Here is a 14274-nt window from a genome sequence, read left to right as displayed (position 1 = left end):
CTCCGGGCGGCGTTGTCGTGTCCGTGCCCCGCGAATCCGGAAACGCGCATGCCCGCTCCTGCCCCGCCCGCCCGTTCGACCGCCCTGCCCCGCACCCTCCTGCTCCTGGCCGCCGGCCTGCTCGCCGCCTGCGAGACGCCGCCGTCCGATCCGTCGGCCGCGCCGCGCGACGACGGCGTGGTCGCCATCGGCACGGTGCAGGGCGCCGGTCCCGCCAGTCCCCTGCTCGACGAGACCGTCGCCGTCGAGGGCGTGGTCACCGGCAATTTCGCACGCGGGCTGGGCGGCTGGTTCGTGCAGGACGCCGGCGACGGCGACGAAGCCACCTCCGACGCGGTGTTCGTGGTGGCCGACGAACCGGCGCAACTGCGCACCGGCGACCGGGTGCGCGTGCGCGGGCGGGTGGTCGAGCACGGCGAGCGGACGCGCGGCACGCTGACCACGCTGCAGGCGGAGGCGATCGAGGTCGTGGGGCGCGGCGAGGTCGCGCCGGTGGTGCTCGCCGCCGCGCCCGACGACTGGGAGCGCTACGAAGGCATGCGCGTCCGCATCGACGCCCCGCTCACCATCGGCGGCCAGCACGAGCTTTCGCGCCGGGGGGTGCTGCATGCGGCTTTCGACGGCCGCCTGTTCACGCCGACCGAACTGGCCCCGCCCGGCCCGGAAGCCGAGCGCATCGCCGCCGGCAATGCCCGCCGCCGGCTGCTGCTCGACGACGCGATGGCGCGCGAGGACCCGCGCGAGGTCTGGTATCTCGAAGGACGGCCGCCGCCGCGCTCGGGCAGCCTGGTGACCGGCGTCGAGGGCATCGTCGACCAGCGCTGGGGCGACGTGCGGCTGCAGCTGACCGCGGCGCCGCGGATCGAACCGGCGCCGCGCCCGGCGCCGCCCACCGTCGCAGGCACGGTGCGCCTGGCCGCGTTCAACCTGCAGAACCTGTTCAACGGCGATGGCCGCGGCGGCGGCTTTCCGACCGAGCGCGGCGCGCGCACGCCGGCGCAGCTCGAGGCCCAGCTGGGCCGCCTGGTGGCGACGATCCGCGCGCTCGATCCCCACGTGGCCGCGCTGATGGAACTGGAGAACGACGGCTACGGGCCGGACTCGAGCATCGCCCAGCTGGTCGACGCGCTCAATGCCGGCGGCGACGACTGGCGCTTCGTCGACAGCGGGCAGGGACCGGGCGACGACGCGATCCGGGTGGGGCTGGTCTACCGGGCGTCGCGGCTGCGGCCGGTCGGCGCCCCGGCGATGCTGGAGGACGGCCCGTTCGGCGCGCGCAGCCGGGTGCCGCTGGCGCAGGGCTTCGTGCCGGTCGCGGCCGGCCGCGACGCGGGCCCGGCCTTCGTGGTCGTGGCCAACCACTTCAAGTCCAAGGGCTGCAGGGAAGCCGAAGGGGCGGACCGCGACCAGGGCGACGGCCAGGCCTGCTGGAACGCGACCCGGGTCGAATCGGCGCGCCGGCTGCTGGCGTGGCTGGAGCGCGATCCCACACGAACAGGAAGCGATCTTGTGGCAATCGTCGGGGATATGAACGCGTACGCCGAGGAGGATCCGCTGCGCCTGTTGCGCCGGCACGGCTGGCGGGACGCGATGGACGTGGCGAGCGTGGAGGGTGCCTACAGCTACGTGTTCGACGGCCAGGCCGGACGCCTGGACCACGCCCTGCTCAGCCCCGCGCTGGCGGCCCGGCTGGCGGGCGCGGCGACATGGTCCAGCAACGCCGACGAGCCGAACGTCGGCCATCGCGCCGCAAATTCCGGCGATCCTGTGGGAAATCCGTGGCGCAGCTCGGACCACGATCCGCTGCTGGTGGGGCTGGACCTCTAGCGACGCCGGATTCCCCGACCTCTGGCAGGCCCGCTCGGGTTTCCCGGCGGGAGCCTCCGTTTCGCCCAAGGTGCGATCGGCGTCCGGCCCCCGCCCAGGGTCGCGCTCTTCTCCCCGGGGGAAAGGGGACGGGCGAGGGTCCGGGGCGCGAGGCGAACGACAGCCCCGACACGACGGGTCGGCGCAGGACCTGCACGGCGTCCGGGCCAGGCCCGCTCCGCCGCACCCTGATCCGGCGGCGCAGGCCACCTCCCGGAGGGAGAAGGGAATCGACCGCCGCCCTCAGCCGTCGCAGGCGGGATGCGGCCGCCGCCGCCAGTTCCAGCCGTGGGCGGCGGCCAGCAGCAGGCTGCCGGCGATGGTCGACGGCGTCTCCAGGGCATGCGCCGGCCAGCCGATGGCCCCCGCCAGCAAACCCGCCAGGCCGCTCGCGGCGAGCAGCCACAGGGCCCCGGGCAGCGGGCGTCGCCGGTGCGCACGACCCAGCGCCACCATGGCCAGGGGCAGCGCGATGGCCACGAACAGCAGGTGCAACCACTCGGCCTCGGCCGCCGCGGCCAGCGCAGGGAGCATGGCCGCCCCCACCGGCAGCAGCAGGCAATGGGCCAGGCACAGGCCGGACAGGCCGATCGCAGAGGCATCGAGCAACGAGGCCGGGGACATTCTCATGGGGCCGGGTCCTGAATTGTTATTTTGTAACAGTAGCAGGGCTGTCAACCCTGACGCCCCGCAGCAGGCCGGCCGCTATCATGCCGACCATGTCCACCCTCCCCGCCTTTCCCGCCGACGCCGGGACCCTGCTGTTGCCGGGCCCCGCGGGCGCGCTGGAAGTCTCGGTCGATCCGCCCGACGACGATGTCGCCACGCTGCCGCTGGTGGCGATCGTCTGCCATCCGCTGCCGACCGAGGGCGGGACGATGCACAACAAGGTGGTGACCATGGCCGCGCGCAGCCTGCGCGAGCTGGGCGCGACCACCGTGCGCTTCAACTTCCGCGGCACCGGCCACTCCGAAGGCGAGTTCGACCAGGGCGACGGCGAGCTCGAGGACCTGCGCGCGGTCGCCGCCTGGGTGCGGGCGCAACGGCCGGAGGCGGCGCTGTGGCTGGCGGGCTTCAGCTTCGGCGCCTACGTCACCCTGCGCGCGGCGGCCGAACTGCAGCCGGCCCTGCTGCTGTCGATCGCGCCGCCGGCCGGACGCTGGGACTTCGACGACATCGAGCTGCCGACCATGCCCTGGCTGGTGATCCAGGGAGAGAACGACGAGATCGTGGATCCGCAGGCGGTCTACGACTGGCTCGAGCGCAGCCGCGCCCAGGCCGAACTGGTGCGCATGCCCGACACCAGCCACTTCTTCCACCGCAAGCTGATCGACCTGCGCGGCGCGATCAAGCACGGCGTGCGCGCCTACCTGCCTGCCGCGGATGGATGACGCCGCCCCGGCGGAAACGCCGTCGCAACGCTACCGCGCCGGTGTCGAACGCGGCGACTGGCAGGACGATCCGGCGCAGCAGCCCGCGCTGCACGCGCTCGACCGCCTGCACGACGCCCTGCTGCAACCCGGACCGCGCGTTGGCCTGTTCGACCGCCTGCGCGGCCGCGAGCCGCCGCCGGCGCCGGACGGCCTGTACCTGTGGGGCGGCGTGGGACGCGGCAAGACCTTCCTGGTCGACCTGTTCTATGCCGGATTGCCGCTGCCGGAGATCCGCGGCGAAGCGCTGGCCGGCGGCCGGACGACGGCGGCCGCGCCCGGCAAGCGCCGCACCCATTTCCACCGTTTCATGCGCCGCGTCCACGAGCAGCTGCGCACGCACTCCGGCGAACGCGACCCGCTGGCGACGATCGCCAGCGACTGGCGCGCGCGCCTGCGGGTGCTGGTGCTCGACGAGTTCTTCGTCAGCGACATCGGCGACGCGATGATCCTGGCGCGGCTGCTCGAGCGGATGTTCGACGAGGGCATCGTGCTGGTGACCACCTCCAACGTCGATCCGCCCGACCTGTACCGGGACGGCCTGCAGCGCGCGCGCTTCCTGCCGGCGATCGAGCTGATCCGCCGCCACTGCGAAGTGGTGCACCTCGACAGCCCGATCGACTACCGCCTGCGCGCGCTGACCCGCTCGCCGGTGTATCGCGCGCCGCTGGACTCCGGGTCGGATGCCTGGCTGGACTCGCGCTGGCGCGAACTGGGCGGCGACGATGCGCACCGCGAGGCCGGCATCGAGATCGACGGCCGCCGCATCCCGGTGCGCGCGCGCTGCCAGGACATGGCCTGGTTCGATTTCGACGCGCTGTGCGAAGGCCCGCGCGGCGCCACCGACTACATCGAGATCGCACGCGAGTTCCACACCGTGCTGCTCGGCGGCATCCCGGTGCTCGAGGCCACGCGCGACGACGCGGCGCGTCGTTTCGTCACCCTGATTGACGAGCTGTACGACCGCCACGTCAACCTGGTGTGCACCGCCGATGCCGCGCCGCACGCGCTGTATGCTGGTGAACGCCTTGGCGCCGCGTTCGAGCGCACGGCATCGCGGCTGGTGGAGATGCAGGGCGAGGACTATCTGGCCAGCGGGCACCTGGGCGCGTAGCGCCGGGTGCGGCCGCGGCGTCCGACCCGTGCGGGTCGACCCGGGTGCGGCTTCGCCTTACCCGGGCTACGAAGGCGGCTCCGCGTTGTAATGCGGGGGCGGCCTTACGGCGACCCGCGCCGGTCCACGCACGCCTGGGAGCGACGCTCGGACGGGGGCGCGCACCCGGGCCTGACCCCCGCGCGCCGACCCGGGTGCGGCTTCGCCTTACCCGGGCTACGCAGGCTCCGCCCCGTCATGCGAGGGCGGCCGCACGTGGACCCGCGTGGGTCCGCATACGCGGGGCGCGACGGTCAGTCGGGCTTGCGCGGCAGGCGCAGGCCCGCGCCCGCCATGCCGCGGCGGGCATGCAGGCCGGTGACCATGCCCTCGCGGTCGCGGGTGAAGGCGATCAGCATGCCGCTGCTACGGTCGAGGTAGCGCCCGCCGCCGAGCGGCAACAGTGCCTGCAGCCGGTCGCGACGCGCGCCGCCCAGCAGGCGCGCGCCGTGCGGTTCGACGAAGTAGCGCTGGCCGCGCCCGGTGCCGAATTCACCGGAGGGCTGGTCCTCGTAGCGCGCCTGGTCGCGCTGCGGCGCGTCCGCGGCGGCGAGCGCCTGCGTGCGCGGCGGCTTGGTCCGCGGCGGGCACGAGGTGTAGTCCGCGCGGGGCCCGGTCGCCCGCGGCGTGGCGCCGAAATCCACCCGCCAGCCGCGCACGGTCTCGCTGGCGTCGATGCCCCAGCCCACCAGGTAGCGGCCATCGGCGGACATGCCGGTGACCTCCACCTCGGCCCAGTCGTCGAACGCGCGCTGGCCCAGCCCGCGCAGGTAGGTCTGCAGGTCGTGCATCGTGCCGCCGGTCTCGGTGCCGATCCACAGGAAGCCCTTGGCCACGTTGCGGGCCCAGCCGCCGTCGGGCGGCACGTCGTCGAAGTAGTAGCTGCCGGCGATCACGTTGCCCGACGCGCTGGTGGCGTAGGACTGGTAGCGCAGCGCGGTGCGGTTCACCCCCTGGTGCGGATTGAAGTGGCACACCCGGTCGCCGCGCTCGCTGCGCAGGTAGCGCCAGGCCAGCACCGGCTCGAACGCGCTGTAGCCGCCGCCGCCGCCGGCGATGACCGAGCAGTCGGCGTTGCAGCGCAGCGTGCCCGCGTCCAGGGCGGTGCCGGCGGCGTCGCGCAGCTGGCGGATGTCGCCCTGCTCCCAGATCACCGCGTGGTAGGCGCTGCTGAAGCCGGTGGTGGAGATGCCGACCTGGACCAGGCCGTCGGTGGAGGTGTCGGTGGCCTCGGAATACGTGCCCTTGCGCAGCATCGGCAGTTCCGCCCAGCCGAAGTCGACCCAGCGGTCGATGGCGTCGTCGGGGTTGTAGCTGAAGCCGCGGTACTGGTAGTAGTCGACCGGGCTGGGCACGGTGAAGCCCGTCAGCCGGGTGCCGTTGGCGGAGATCGCGTTGGCGTGGGTTTCCCAGCCGGGCAGCGGCGGGATCATGTTCTGCTCGGCGAGCGTCTTCCAGCCGCCGGACTCGGTCCAGAAGGCGGCGATCGGGCGGTCGGCCATGACCGTGGCGCCGATGGTGCGGCCGTCGGCCGAGACGTCGGGACGTCCGCTGGCGAGGCCGCCGATGACCCGGGTGCCGCCGGCCGCGGTCCAGCGGGTGACGCCGTTGCCGGCCGGGTCCACGTCGAAGCGCACCTGCATGCCGACGACCACGCCGCCGTCGTCGGACACGGCCTGGACGTAGTTGTCGGCGCCCAGGTCGGTGACGACCGGGGTCGCGGCCAGGGACGGGCCGGCGGCGAGTGCGGCGGCGCAGGCCAGGCCAAGCAGTGAGGGTCGGGGCATCGGCAGGATCTCCTCGATTGGGAGTGACAGGGGCTCGCCCGGCGCCGCGGGGGCAGCGCCGGCGCGGCGCGCGGGACCGCTGGATCGTGCCCCCACGCCAGCCACCGCGCATTCGTGATCGATGACAGGTGCGTTACTGGCCACTGACGCCCGGCGGCATGGCGGCGTCGCGGGCCGGCAGGGTCCGTTCGCCGGCAAGACGGGCCGCCGCGCGACGCGCCTCCGCGGCCAGCGCGTCGTCGCCGAGCGCCTCGGCCAGCTCCAGTTGCAGCACGGCGCAGTCGTGGCACCGGTCCAGCCACGGCGCGACCCGTCCGACCAGGGCAGCGGCATCGGACACCCGGTCGCGGCGCAACAACCAGCGCGCATGGACGGCGACCACCTCGACGATCTCCGCCGGCGCGCCGCGGGCCTCGGCCGCTGCGAGCGCGGCGCGCAGGCCGGCTTCGGCGTCGGCGGCGTCGCCACGCTCGACCGCATGCGCCAGCAGCAGCGCCGGGGTCGGTCGATCCGGGGTTTCTACCCGTGCGGCGGATCCCGGGGGAAGATCGGCCGCGCGCGCGGCCTGGGCGCGGCGCAGGCGGACATGGTCGTACAGGGCGTCGCCGGGCGTGCGGGTCCAGTCGGCGAGGATCGCGTCGGCGATCGCCACCGCGGCGGCGGGCTCGCCGCTGCGCCAGGCGAGCTCGATCCGGGTCTGCGCCCGGCGGTGCTCGTACGGAGGCGTGCTGCGGGCCGCGATGTCCGGCGAGTCGAGCACCTGCCGCGCCTCCGACAGGCGACCGAGCGCGATCAGGGCATTGGCGCGGTCGAGCGCGGCCGCCAGCCGCAGCGACGGATCCGGGGTGCGCGGCAGCAGGATCTGCACCTCGTCGCTGACCGCCAGTGCGGCCGCTGCGTCCAGCCGCAACAGGTGCGCCGCGGACATCGCCGAGCGCGTGACCTGCAGCTCGTTCATCGCGGTCGAGCCCTCGAACACCGCGAGCGCGCTACCCAGGTACTCCAGTGCCTGCGCCGGGCGTCCGCGCCCGAGTTCCAGCGCGCCCAGGTTGGCATCGACCCGGGCCACGGCGAGACGGTCGCCGGCGCGCTGCAGCCGGGTCCGCGCCGCGCCGAAATCGGCGATCGCCTCGTCCTCGCGCCCGAGCGCGGCGCGCGCCACCGCGCGGCCCATGAGCACGCCACCGTGCTCGAGGTCGCCTTCGCGGTCGGCCAGCGCCGCGGCCGCCAGGTCGAAGTCGCGCTCGGCCTCGTGCAGCGCGTTGCGACGGATCCTGGCGCCGCCGCGGTAGGAGAGCAGGCGCGCGCGGAACAGCGGGTCGCGCGCCGCCTCCGGGTCGCGCAGCAGCGCGTCGACGGCACGCTCGGCCGCGTCCAGCTTTCCGGCACGGTAGTCGACCTGGGCGAGCCGGAAGCGCAATTGCGGCTGCGACAGCTGCGATGGCGGGGCGTCCTCGAGGATCCGGCGCGCGGTGTCCAGTTCGTTGGCCAGGAACGCGGCGCGGACGCGCTGCAGGCGCTCCTCGAGCGCCAGTTCGACGCCGTCCCCGCCGGCCGGCGCGGCATGCCCCAGCGCCGCCAGCAGGCGATCGCTCGCGAGCGCCGCCGCGGACAGCAGGTCGTCGGCCTCGGCCGCGGCCTCGAGCTCCACGCCGTCGGCGCCCTCGGCCTCGAGTTCCAGGCGCCAGCCATCGCCGGCGCGCGCGACGCGCCCGGTCACCACGGTCGCCGCGGGGATGTGGTGGCGCAACGCGCGGCGGCCCGGCGCCGCCTCGCCATGGCCCAGCAGCGACAGCGTGCTTTCGCTGGGCGGCACCGGCAGACCGGCGGTGCGCATGCGGTCGGCCACGTAGTCCATCAGCCCCAGGCGGGCCCAGGCGATGTCCTCGGTGTCCTCGACCACCAGCGGCAGGACCAGCATGACGGCGCCATCGACCGGGGTGGAGGCAACCTCCGCCTGGATCGCGGACGGCTGCGGACGCCACGCCACCACCGACGTCACCAGCAGGGCCAGCGCCACCGCCGCCGCGACGGCGGCGATCGAGCGCGAGCGGCTTGCCGACGGCAGCCGGCGCGCCTTCGCCGCCGGCGCGGGGCCGGGGTTCGGTGCGCCCTCCGGGCCGTCCGGCCGGGGATCGATCCGGGTGTCTGCGCGCGCGACGGGGCCGTCGTCCGGTCCGTTCCGCGGCAGGCGCGTCGTGGTCGGCGCGGCATGGGGGGTGCGTGCGCCGTCGGCCTTTCCCGGCCGGGGGTCGCGCTGGATTGCGCCCTGCGCCACGGGGGCGTCTTCCTGTGCGTGCTGCGGCAGGCCCGTCGCGTCCGGCCCGCCGTCGAGCACGCTGGTCTCGGCCATCCAGCGGAAGCCGAAACGCGGCACCGTACCGATGGTGTGCTGGGTCTGCCCGTCGTCGTCGACGCAGCGTCGCGCGCGCAGCACGACCTGCGCGAGGTGGCCGTCGCTGACATCGGTGCGGTGGAACACCGCCTGCAGCAGCTCGTCCCGGCCGACGGCGCGGTCGCGGTGCAGGACCAGGCATTCCAGGCACTCGAACACCCGCACCGGCATGTCCACCGGCTCGCCGTCGCGACGCAGTTCGCGGCGCGCGAGGTCGAACTCGAACACGCCGAAACGGAAGGCGGACGGGGACGGGGCGGGGGACAAGGACAACAGGGCGCATGACCGGATTTGCGACGCAAGGATGACAGACCCGGCCGCGCCGCGGCCATGTGGCGCAGGACAGGCGCCGGCACCGTCGCGCAGGACAGGTCCCTGCCTCGTCGCGCGCCACCCCGGGTGCGGCTTCGCCTTACCCGGGCTACGCGGGGATGACGCCACCTCCCACGTCCGCGCCCGCCGCCGGCACCCACGTTCCGGACGGTGCGCGGGAGATCAGCCGCGTAGCCCGGATAAGCCCGCAGGGCGCATCCGGGTCCGGGCACTCCCCGCCCGCGCCATCCCGGGTGCGGCTTCGCCTTACCCGGGCTACGCAGGGATTACCACCTCCCACGTCCGCGCCCGCCGCCGGCACCCACTTTCCGGACGGCACGCGGGAGATCAGCCGCGTAGCCCGGATAAGCCCGCAGGGCGCATCCGGGTCCGGGCACTCCCCGCCCGCGCCATCCCGGGTGCGGCTTCGCCTTACCCGGGCTACGCGGGGATTACGCCACCTCCCACGTCCGCGCCCGCCGCCGGCACAACCCACGTTCGGACGGCGCGCCGGAGATCAGTCGGGCAGCGACCGGAGAAACCGGTCCACCGCCGCGGTGTAGTCCGACGGCTGGCCGAGCAGGCGGTTGACCTCCGCATGCGAGAGATCCTGCTCCAGGACCTCGATGCGCACGCCCAGCGCGGACGCCTTCTGTCGCATCGCGCGCCCCTGCGGACAGGCATCGGGCCTGCGCGTGGAACACACCAGCAGCATCGGCGACGCCTCGCGCGAGAGCTGGTGGTGCGGGGACGCGGCGATCCAGTCGTCGGGGTCGTCGCCGAAGGCACGATGGTAGAGCTGCGGGATGCGGGGGTGTCGCATCAGGTCCGGCACGTCCAGCGCGCCGCTGTCGAGCGAGACCACGCCGAGCGGACGCTGCGCACCGGCTTGCCGCCACAGCGTGGACGATGCCGCCACCAGCGCCGCCAGGTGCGCGCCCGCCGAATGGCCCATCAGCACCACGCGCGAAGGATCCGCGTTCCAGTCCGGTGCGTGCCGCTGCACCGCCGCCAGCGCGCGGGCGATGTCGCGCGCCTGGTCCAGCGGCGCGGTGTCCGGCCGCATGCGGTAGTTGGTGGAGACGAGCACGTAGCCCTTCGGCAGCCAGTACCCGGCCTTGTCCGGGATGTTGCCGGGGTTGTCCTTGTTGCCGTGCGCCCAGCCGCCGCCGTGCACGAACAGCAGGACCGGCGCGCCGCGCGCCTGCGCCGGGAGGTAGACATCGAAGGTCTGGCGCGGATCGTCGCCGTAGGCCAGGTCGGCGATCCGGCGTGCACCCGCGGGCAACGCCGGCGGCTCCGCGGCCGGACGCAGCGAGGCTTCGCGCGCGCGCTGCAGCCGTTCGCGGAATCCCTGCGCTTCGGCCGGCACCCAGGCCGAAGCCAGCATCGCGAACGCGGCGGCGAGGACGACCGGAACGGGTGTCGGGGAAGGCTTCATCGGAATCTCCTGCAGTGGTCGCGATGGATCAGGCGCCACGCAACCACAGTTGCGCGCGCAGTCCGCCGGTCGCCTGCGACAGCAGGCGCAGTTCGCCGCGATGCTGGCGCGCCACGCGCGCGACGATCGCCAGGCCCAGGCCGGAACCGCCGCGATCGCCGTGCACGAACGGCCGCTGCACCCGCTGCACCTGTTCGTCCGGAATGCCCGGCCCGGCATCGGCCACCTCCACGCACCAGGCCTCGCCGTCGCGCGACAGCGACAGCGACAGCGGTGGCGCGCCGTGGCGGCCGGCGTTCACCACCAGGTTCTCGACCGCGCGCAGCAGCGCCATCGGCCGCCCATGGATCGGCGCGGACGCCGGCAGTTCGACCGCCCAGTCGCCCTCGCCGGCGGCCAGCGCGTTGCGGCAGACCTGCACGAGGTCGACCAGTTCCACGTTCTCGTCGCGACCGTCGCGCGCATAGGCGATGAACTGCGACAGGATCGCGTCGATCTCGGCGATGTCGCGGTACATGCCCGCCTGCAGCTCGCGGTCGGTGTCCGGCACCAGCGCCAGCGCGTACTGCAGCCGGGTCAGCGGCGTGCGCAGGTCGTGCGAGATGCCCGCCAGCATCACCATGCGTTCCCCGGCCGCCTCGCGCACCTCGCGGTTGGCCTCGCCCAGTGCGCGCGCCAGTTCGACCACCTCGGCGGGTGCGGGCCCGAGCGCGGGCACGGCGTCCTCGCCACGCACCAGCGCCGGCGCCGCATCCGCCAGTCGCCGCAGCGGCTGCACCAGCCGGCGCGCGAAGTAGGCCGCGGCGGCCCAGACCAGCAGCACGCAGCCCGCCAGCATCAGCGCCGAGAACCGGCGCACGCCGGCGCCGCGACGGTCGTGCACCAGGGCCACCCAGACCGGCGGCGACAGTTCCAGCCGCAGCCACAGCACGTTGCCGTCTTCGCCGGCGCCCAGGCGCAGCTCGCGCTGCGGACCGAGCACCGCGCGCGCGCGTTCCTCGAACCGGCGCATCACCGCCAGCGGCCGGGTGCGCACCGCGGTGGGCGGGTCCTCGCGCAGCTCGATGCCGGCGGCGCGCAGCCTTTGCAGCGCCTGCGTCCGCCGGCCGTCGCGGGCCAGCGCTTCCACGGTGTCGGCGAGGCCGTCGACATTGCGCAGCAGCTGCGCGGTGGCCGGGCGTGCGGCGAACTCGCGGCCCAGCAGCAGCGCCAGCGTCGCCGCGCCGGCGAGCGTCAGCGCGATCACCAGCGCCAGCTGCGCGAACACCGGGCGTGGTGCGTTCATGGCGCCTCCGGCGGCACGAACACGTAGCCCACGCCCCACACCGTCTGCAGGATCCGCGGCTGCTTCGGATCGTCCTCGATCAGCTTGCGCAGCCGGGCGATGGCGACGTCGATGCTGCGCTCGAACGCATCGTGGCCGCGGCCGCGCGCCAGGCTCATCAGGCGGTCGCGGCTCAGCGGTTGCCGCGCGTGTCGCACCAGCACCGCGAGCACGGCGAACTCGCCGGAGGTGATCCGCAGCGATTCGCCTTCGCGGCGCAACTCGCGCGTGCCCAGATCCAGCTGGAATCGACCGAACACGACCTGGCCGCCTTCGGGCTGCGGCGCGCCCGCCAGGACACCCGGCGCACGACGCAGCACCGCGCGGATCCGCGCCAGCAGTTCGCGCGGGTTGACCGGTTTGGGCAGGTAGTCGTCGGCACCGATCTCCAGCCCGACGATGCGGTCGATCTCGTCGCCCTTGGCGGTCAGCATCACCACCGGCGTGGTGTCGCCCTGGCCGCGCAGGCGCCGGCAGATGTCCAGTCCGTCCTCGCCGGGCAGCATCAGGTCGAGCACGATCAGGTCGTAGTGGCCACGGTCGAGCGCCTGGCGCATCTGCATGCCGTCGCCGACGCCGCGCGCCTCGAATCCCTGCGACTGCAGGTAGCGCAGCAACAGTTCGCGCAGGCGCTCGTCGTCGTCGACCAGCAGGATCCGGGGGGCGTCTTCGACCATGGGAGTCACTATCGCCGGCCGGCACGGCCCCCGCAAACAGCTGCCGCGGTCGAGATGTAAACGGATGTGTCCATGCCGCGGCGCGGACACATCCGCTCGCAAAGACGACACACCCGGCCGCCGCCGGCTGGCGAAGATGGCGACACGCGATGCGCACTGCATCGCTCCCCCGAGACAGGAGTACGCCATGAACAAGTTCCCGATCCTGCTGGCCGCGCTGACGATGCTCGGCGCGGTCGCCGGCATCGTCCCCGAGGCCTCGGCCGAACGCGTGCGCGGACGCGTCGTCGCCCACGGCGGCGACGGCGGCCGCATCGCCGCGACCCGCGCGGCAGGCACCGACGGGCACGGCGCATACGCACGCGGCCGCCTGGTGGCCAGCGGCGACGCGGGCGTGACCGCGCTGCGTCGCGGTATCGCCGGCGACGGCGACGGCAACGTCGCCGGGCGCAGCGCGCGTTACGTGCACGGCGCCCACGGCGGCGAAGCCGCGCGCCGCGGCAGCTTCCATCGCAATGCCGACGGCAGTGCCGGCCACCAGGGCAGCGCCTACGTGCACGGTCGCAACGGCGGCAGCGCCCACACCTCGGGCAGCATCGCGCGCGACGCCGACGGCCATGTCGACGGCAGCCGGAGCACCCAGGCCACCGGCGCCAACGGCAACCGCTACGACGCCACGACCACGATCAGCGACGGCGTGGTGGTCCGCACGGCCACCTGCAGCAACGCCGCCGGCGACGCCATCGCCTGCCGCGGCCACTGATTTTCTCCTCGCGTCGCGGACGGCGCTCCTCCCCCGAAGCTGGCTCCACGCCGTCCGCGACGCTCTTTTTTCTTGATGCAACCAGAGGAACCTCCATGCGCCCGACCTTCCTGCTGGCGACCGCCCTCGCGCTCGCCGCCCTCTCCTCCTCCGCCTGCGCCCAGCGCCAGCTCACCGACGACCAGAGGCAGCAGATGCTGGAACGCTGGCAGGCGGCCGACCGCAACGGCGACGGCGTCATCGACCGGGCCGAAGCCGAAGCCGGCCTGCCGCGCATCTACAAGAACTTCGACAAGCTCGACAGCGACGGCGACGGCCGCCTGACCCCGGAGGAACTGCGCGCCATGGCCCAGCGCTTCGGCGAGCGGCGGCGCTAAGACGCGGCGGGTGGGGCGGCCAGGAAGGCCGTCCCGCCCGCCGTGGCACTCCCGCCACCCGATGACATGGGGGCGTTCTGGTGGTCGCCGCCGGGCGACCGGCTGCCGACGGACCCGACCGCAGCCGCCGGCGGATCGTCCGGCGAGGGCGCGCGGGCCTCTCCATCGCTCCGGGGCTGGGTCCCCGACCGCCGCGGCCGCGAGCCGGGCGGGTGTTGCATCCTTTCTGCTCCGCCTCCCGTGCGCCTGCGATCTCGCGGCCGGACGGCGGTGCTTGCGCGGGGAACGGGTTCCGCGCCGGACCCGTCGACCCATGCCGCTGGCCGTCCTGTGGAACAATGCCCCGCATCGTGTTCCACAACATTTCGTGTTGACGGTTCGATGACACCCCATTATGTTGTGGCCGTCGGTTCCCCGCGGCCTTGGCACGGGGATGAAAAGGGAAGCCGGTGACGCCCCGCCCGCAAGGGCCGGCGGCCATTCCGGCACTGCCCCGCAGCGGTAATCGGGAACGAACCCGCCACCAGCACTGGAGCCTGCGTTCCGGGAAGCGGCGGGGGAGGTGGAAGCGCAGCTTCCGTGCCCGTGAGTCCGAAGACCTGCCGACAGCCGCGCGCCTGCACGCCGCGCGGTGCCGGCTGCGGGATCTCCGGGGGGAGAGGGCTGGCGACGCAGGGTCGGGACGCGTTTTCCACGCAGTCCCCGCTTTTGCGACGCCGCCTTTCCATTCTGTCGATCCGGGCCCCGCC

Annotated in this window: 11 protein-coding genes and 1 riboswitch; of the genes, 5 read left to right on the top strand and 6 right to left on the bottom strand. The window is 74.3% G+C overall.

Annotation, left to right across the window (positions count from 1 at the left end; all coding sequences use genetic code 11):
• Positions 1-48 precede the first annotated feature (48 nt).
• Positions 49-1827, top strand: coding sequence for an ExeM/NucH family extracellular endonuclease (locus tag FZO89_RS09945; RefSeq protein WP_149103106.1), 1779 nt, complete (start codon positions 49-51; stop codon positions 1825-1827).
• A 282-nt stretch (positions 1828-2109) separates the two neighbouring features.
• On the opposite strand, the gene FZO89_RS09940 is transcribed toward FZO89_RS09945, so the two are convergent.
• Complete coding sequence (locus FZO89_RS09940; protein WP_149103105.1) at positions 2110-2496, bottom strand: MerC domain-containing protein; 387 nt, start codon at positions 2494-2496, stop codon at positions 2110-2112.
• An 89-nt stretch (positions 2497-2585) separates the two neighbouring features.
• On the opposite strand from FZO89_RS09940, the gene FZO89_RS09935 reads away from it, so the two are divergent.
• Positions 2586-3257, top strand: a complete 672-nt coding sequence (locus FZO89_RS09935; RefSeq protein WP_149103104.1) for an alpha/beta hydrolase — start codon at positions 2586-2588, stop codon at positions 3255-3257.
• A complete protein-coding gene (gene zapE / locus FZO89_RS09930; protein WP_149103103.1) occupies positions 3250-4410 on the top strand; it encodes a cell division protein ZapE in 1161 nt (386 codons plus the stop codon). Before FZO89_RS09935 ends, zapE begins: the two co-directional genes overlap by 8 nt.
• Before the next feature lie 293 nt (positions 4411-4703).
• Here the strand turns inward: zapE and FZO89_RS09925 are convergent, their stop codons facing one another.
• From FZO89_RS09925 to ompR, 5 genes are all read right to left on the bottom strand, one after another.
• On the bottom strand, positions 4704-6236 hold the full coding sequence (locus FZO89_RS09925) for a hypothetical protein (protein WP_149103102.1): 1533 nt from the start codon (positions 6234-6236) through the stop codon (positions 4704-4706).
• Positions 6237-6369: 133 nt separating this feature from the next.
• The gene (locus FZO89_RS09920; RefSeq protein ID WP_149103101.1) at positions 6370-8904 is read right to left on the bottom strand and encodes a winged helix-turn-helix domain-containing protein; all 2535 of its coding nucleotides are present in this window, start codon (positions 8902-8904) and stop codon (positions 6370-6372) included.
• A 556-nt stretch (positions 8905-9460) separates the two neighbouring features.
• The gene (locus FZO89_RS09915) at positions 9461-10384 is read right to left on the bottom strand and encodes an alpha/beta hydrolase (protein ID WP_149103100.1); all 924 of its coding nucleotides are present in this window, start codon (positions 10382-10384) and stop codon (positions 9461-9463) included.
• Between the two features lie 28 nt (positions 10385-10412).
• A complete protein-coding gene (locus FZO89_RS09910) occupies positions 10413-11669 on the bottom strand; it encodes an ATP-binding protein (protein ID WP_149103099.1) in 1257 nt (418 codons plus the stop codon).
• Positions 11666-12385, bottom strand: coding sequence for an osmolarity response regulator transcription factor OmpR (gene ompR, locus FZO89_RS09905; RefSeq protein WP_149103098.1), 720 nt, complete (start codon positions 12383-12385; stop codon positions 11666-11668). The genes FZO89_RS09910 and ompR overlap by 4 nt, the downstream gene beginning before the upstream one ends.
• 187 nt (positions 12386-12572) lie before the next feature.
• On the opposite strand from ompR, the gene FZO89_RS09900 reads away from it, so the two are divergent.
• Both FZO89_RS09900 and FZO89_RS09895 read left to right on the top strand, forming a co-directional pair.
• The gene (locus tag FZO89_RS09900; RefSeq protein ID WP_149103097.1) at positions 12573-13148 is read left to right on the top strand and encodes a hypothetical protein; all 576 of its coding nucleotides are present in this window, start codon (positions 12573-12575) and stop codon (positions 13146-13148) included.
• Positions 13149-13243: 95 nt separating this feature from the next.
• Complete coding sequence (locus tag FZO89_RS09895) at positions 13244-13525, top strand: EF-hand domain-containing protein (protein ID WP_149104124.1); 282 nt, start codon at positions 13244-13246, stop codon at positions 13523-13525.
• 390 nt (positions 13526-13915) lie between these two features.
• Positions 13916-14146: riboswitch (cobalamin riboswitch) on the top strand.
• Positions 14147-14274 lie beyond the last annotated feature (128 nt).

This window comes from Luteimonas viscosa, assembly GCF_008244685.1.
Lineage (GTDB): Bacteria > Pseudomonadota > Gammaproteobacteria > Xanthomonadales > Xanthomonadaceae > Luteimonas > Luteimonas viscosa.
This window is presented reverse-complemented; position numbering and strand designations above follow the sequence as displayed.

Coding starts and splice junctions, on each gene's coding strand:
- FZO89_RS09945 (WP_149103106.1), top strand. CDS start 49: ATGCCCGCTCCTGCCCCGCCCGCCCGTTCGACCGCCCTGCCCCGCACC.
- FZO89_RS09940 (WP_149103105.1), bottom strand. CDS start 2,496: ATGAGAATGTCCCCGGCCTCGTTGCTCGATGCCTCTGCGATCGGCCTG.
- FZO89_RS09935 (WP_149103104.1), top strand. CDS start 2,586: ATGTCCACCCTCCCCGCCTTTCCCGCCGACGCCGGGACCCTGCTGTTG.
- zapE (WP_149103103.1), top strand. CDS start 3,250: ATGGATGACGCCGCCCCGGCGGAAACGCCGTCGCAACGCTACCGCGCC.
- FZO89_RS09925 (WP_149103102.1), bottom strand. CDS start 6,236: ATGCCCCGACCCTCACTGCTTGGCCTGGCCTGCGCCGCCGCACTCGCC.
- FZO89_RS09915 (WP_149103100.1), bottom strand. CDS start 10,384: ATGAAGCCTTCCCCGACACCCGTTCCGGTCGTCCTCGCCGCCGCGTTC.
- FZO89_RS09910 (WP_149103099.1), bottom strand. CDS start 11,669: ATGAACGCACCACGCCCGGTGTTCGCGCAGCTGGCGCTGGTGATCGCG.
- ompR (WP_149103098.1), bottom strand. CDS start 12,385: ATGGTCGAAGACGCCCCCCGGATCCTGCTGGTCGACGACGACGAGCGC.
- FZO89_RS09900 (WP_149103097.1), top strand. CDS start 12,573: ATGAACAAGTTCCCGATCCTGCTGGCCGCGCTGACGATGCTCGGCGCG.
- FZO89_RS09895 (WP_149104124.1), top strand. CDS start 13,244: ATGCGCCCGACCTTCCTGCTGGCGACCGCCCTCGCGCTCGCCGCCCTC.